Raw genomic sequence first — 3,430 nt, 5'->3', positions numbered from 1 at the left:
TTGCCGGCTGCCGCAAGCTGGGGTTCTATCGCGCCGACCCAGTCACCGCCGGAGTTGCCGAAGATGTCGGTGCAATAAAGATGCGGCCGGGCGGCGTAGTCGTGGTCGTACAAATGATTGAAGGCAATGTCGCCGGTGTTGAAGGCAAGAACACACCGTTCAAATTGCGGACTGGCATCGCTGCTTGCCGATACGGCCCCGATGTAGCCATCGTTGTCGACCATTGTGCAGTTGATAAATTCGGGCGAGGCGCCATAGTAGGAGGCGACGGCACCACCAAAGTTGGCTGAGTTGTCGACAAAGAGACAGTTTTCGATAATCGGGTGCGACTGACCGGTGACTACCAGACCGCCTCCGTACAGGGCATGGTTGTTTTTGAAGATACAATTGCGGATGGTCGGCGAGTCATCTTCGATTCGGATCGCACTGGTAAAACCGTCGCTTATGGCGTTGCGGATGGTAATGCCCTGAATGAGCGTTCCGGCTGATTCGCATGACCGGAAGGTAAAGGCGATGCGATCCTCGCCGACGAGTCCTTCGCAATCGATTATGCAGTTCTCAGGTCCGTTCGCCGATTTGATCGTCAGCGGCAGGCCGTAGCAAACCAGGTTGCGGTTACCTGTCCCGGCATAGATGCCGTCGGCCAGAATGATCGTGTCGTTATCGGAGGCATGATCGATTGCTTCCTGAATTGTCACATAGTCGATAGGAACGTTGACGGTCACCGGTACGTGATTGAAGTGGCAGGTCGAAGCTTCGATAAAAAACACGTAGCCGTCGCCGTAGGCATCTCCCATCGTAATCCAGCTGCCCTGGTAAAAGACAAGGCCGCGATCATCGTCGGCATACCCGCCATCGGCATTGTCGGAAATGATGTGCAGCGTATCGCCCTCGTTTCCAATCATGCGACAGCCGACATAAAAATACTCATAGGGTTCAAAGATGTGAGGAGGGGTACCGAAATCGACCGTCACCCAGTCGAGCGAAGCGGGGAGATCTTCGTACGGGACATCGACCGAATCGAGGATCTCGCCCGGAAAACCCCAGCCGTCGCCACTCCAAAGATAGATCCTCAGTCCGGGTGTGCCAAGGTAATGCCCGCCCCAGACGAGAATACGGGCGGAACCGACCGGATAAAGGCAGCCTGATTCCGGGGAGAATCGGACCGCGTAAAGTTGTTCGCCAGACGTGGACGGAAGCTTGAAGGCATTGGCCAATGTAGGGCTGTGGAACTGGAGGAATTCGCAGGGTGCGTTGTCATCCGTCTCTGTCTGCAACGCCGGTTGAGTGATGCCAAAATCCGGCAAGGGCAACGGGTTCTCCCGCACTTGTGGAGCCCCCTCGGCATACCCAACCATAAAAATGAAGAGAACCACAAGAGCAGACACCCTGACCATGCTTCCTCCCTACGAACGAATAGACGTGGATGATACAGTCAATAATAACCCACAAACTTCTACTTGTCAATACATTATCAAGCGGAGCAGATGTCGCTTGGCCGCTCAATTTGCCTTCGAAGCAAGATCTCTGTAGAAATCCAATTCCTGTTCGCCGGCGCCTCGGGCGAAAGAAGAGCCGGTCTCAACCGAAATGCTTCTTTCGCGACAGCGGGAACAATCGGCCACACTTACTTGTTATAACAAGTGTCAGTCAAACGAATAACTTGAGAGGTCGTCGACATGCCCGGCCCAGTGCTCGAACAGATCGCTTTTGTCAACCTGGCCCAGACTTATGACCGGTTGCGGACAGCTTTTTCCGCTCTGTTCAAAGAGCACGGCATCACCGAACCGCAGTACAACGTGTTACGGATACTGCGGGGGGCCGGTGGGGGTCTTCCCTGCTCCCAGATCGGGGACCGGATGATCACCCGGGTGCCCGATGTGACCCGGCTGCTCGACCGTCTGGAAGCTCATGGCCTGATTGCCCGGAATCGGGATGGCGAGGATCGGCGGATCGTTTTGACCTCGATTACGCCGGACGGGCTGAAGTTGTTGACCGGACTGGACCGACCGGTCATGGAATTGCACCGGCGGACTCTGGGTCACATGAGCGAACGGGACTTGGAGCAATTGAACCGACTCTTGATGAAGGCCCGAAACGGGCGTTAAGGCGGCTTTTCTTTGGCAAATTACTTGTTACAACAGATAATCGACAGATTGGTATAAAAGGAGGCAGTAGCATGGTAACAATCAGACCCTCAAAAGAGCGCGGCCATCTCGACCACGGCTGGCTCGACACGTATCACACTTTTTCGTTCGGCACCTATTACGACGAGGCGCATATGGGATTCCGCGATCTTCGCGTAATCAATGAAGATCGGGTTGAGGAAAGCCAGGGATTCGGGACGCATCCGCACCGAGACATGGAGATTGTCACCTATGTCGTGGACGGTGCGCTCGAGCACAAGGACAGCATGGGCAACGGGTCGGTGATTCGTCGCGGCGACGTTCAGCACATGAGTGCGGGTCGCGGCGTGATGCATTCGGAGTTCAATCCGTCGAAATTCGAATCGGTGCATCTCCTTCAGATCTGGATTCTCCCCGAAGAGAAGGGAATCACGCCGACATACGACCAGAACATGTTTGACGACGACGCCAAGCGCGGTCGGCTTCGGCTGGTGGTTTCGCCGGACGGTGCCGAGGATTCCGTGAAGATTCGTCAAAACACCCGGATGTACGCCTCGATTCTGCCGGCCGGTGACGCTGTCGAGCACGCGATCGCCGACGGCCGTCACGCCTGGGTGCAGGTGATAACGGGCGCGGTGGAATTGAATGGTCATCGCTTGAGTGCCGGCGACGGTGCCGCGGTGTCGGAAGAATCCAAACTCGCATTAAAGGCGATTGAGGAAGCAGAGTTCCTGCTGTTTGATCTGGCCTGAGCTCCGTCGACACGAGGCACTTCAGGTGCTCAGGCAGCGAATTTACCGCTTGAGCAGGCCGCCTTTGGTTGGGGCGAGGTCGGTAACTAGCTGCTTGACGGCAAGAGCGCCAGTAAGTAGTTTGAACGAAGCGATTGACGACGAAGTGGGAGAACATGGTGCGAGAAGTAAAGCCGGGATCGTGGCGGCGTGGCCTTTTCCCGGCCTGTATGACGGCGTTTGCGCTGATAGTAGCGTCGTGCGGTGGAAGCGGTTTTCAGATTATCGAAAACGAGCAGACCGGCGTAACGGTGTATCGCCTGACGGGCGTATATGCCGAATTGAATCGCCGGATCGGCGGCTCGTACGGTCAGGTAGATTTCGGTGCGGAACGGCGAGTGGAGACGCGTCCGGCTGATACTATTTTTGCGCTGTTTGCAGCACCGCTCGTGTTAGGTGGGCTGAATGTTGCGGTGGGTGACAAACTCGAACTGGTAATCGACGGCGAAACAGTGACCGTGCCTTGCAGCCGGGTGATCCAAAACAAGCGCGGCGTTGAGATGGGCAATCCGC

Annotated in this window: 4 protein-coding genes; 3 read left to right on the top strand and 1 reads right to left on the bottom strand. The window is 56.1% G+C overall.

All coding sequences use genetic code 11. The features are described 5' to 3' along the window. Positions 1-1,388, bottom strand: a 1,388-nt coding sequence (locus KKA81_16415) for a right-handed parallel beta-helix repeat-containing protein (GenBank protein ID MBU2652511.1), incomplete at its 3' end; no start/stop codon positions are given. A 291-nt stretch (positions 1,389-1,679) separates the two neighbouring features. Between KKA81_16415 and KKA81_16410 the strand changes: the two genes are divergently transcribed. The 3 genes from KKA81_16410 to KKA81_16400 all read left to right on the top strand — a co-directional run. After that, a complete protein-coding gene (locus KKA81_16410) occupies positions 1,680-2,108 on the top strand; it encodes a MarR family transcriptional regulator (protein ID MBU2652510.1) in 429 nt (142 codons plus the stop codon). Between the two features lie 71 nt (positions 2,109-2,179). Further along, positions 2,180-2,878, top strand: a complete 699-nt coding sequence (locus KKA81_16405) for a pirin family protein (GenBank protein MBU2652509.1) — start codon at positions 2,180-2,182, stop codon at positions 2,876-2,878. Positions 2,879-3,087: 209 nt separating this feature from the next. After that, positions 3,088-3,430: hypothetical protein (locus KKA81_16400; GenBank protein MBU2652508.1), on the top strand; the 343-nt coding region annotated here is incomplete at its 3' end.

This window comes from Bacteroidota bacterium (genome assembly GCA_018831055.1).
Classification (GTDB): domain Bacteria; phylum Bacteroidota; class Bacteroidia; order Bacteroidales; family B18-G4; genus M55B132.
Note: the sequence above shows the minus strand (reverse complement) of the source record. Positions and strands in the feature narration are given on the sequence as shown.

Bases quoted from the DNA above. Each gene is read 5' to 3' on its own strand.
- KKA81_16405 (MBU2652509.1), top strand. From the start codon at position 2,180: ATGGTAACAATCAGACCCTCAAAAGAGCGCGGCCATCTCGACCACGGC.
- KKA81_16410 (MBU2652510.1), top strand. From the start codon at position 1,680: ATGCCCGGCCCAGTGCTCGAACAGATCGCTTTTGTCAACCTGGCCCAG.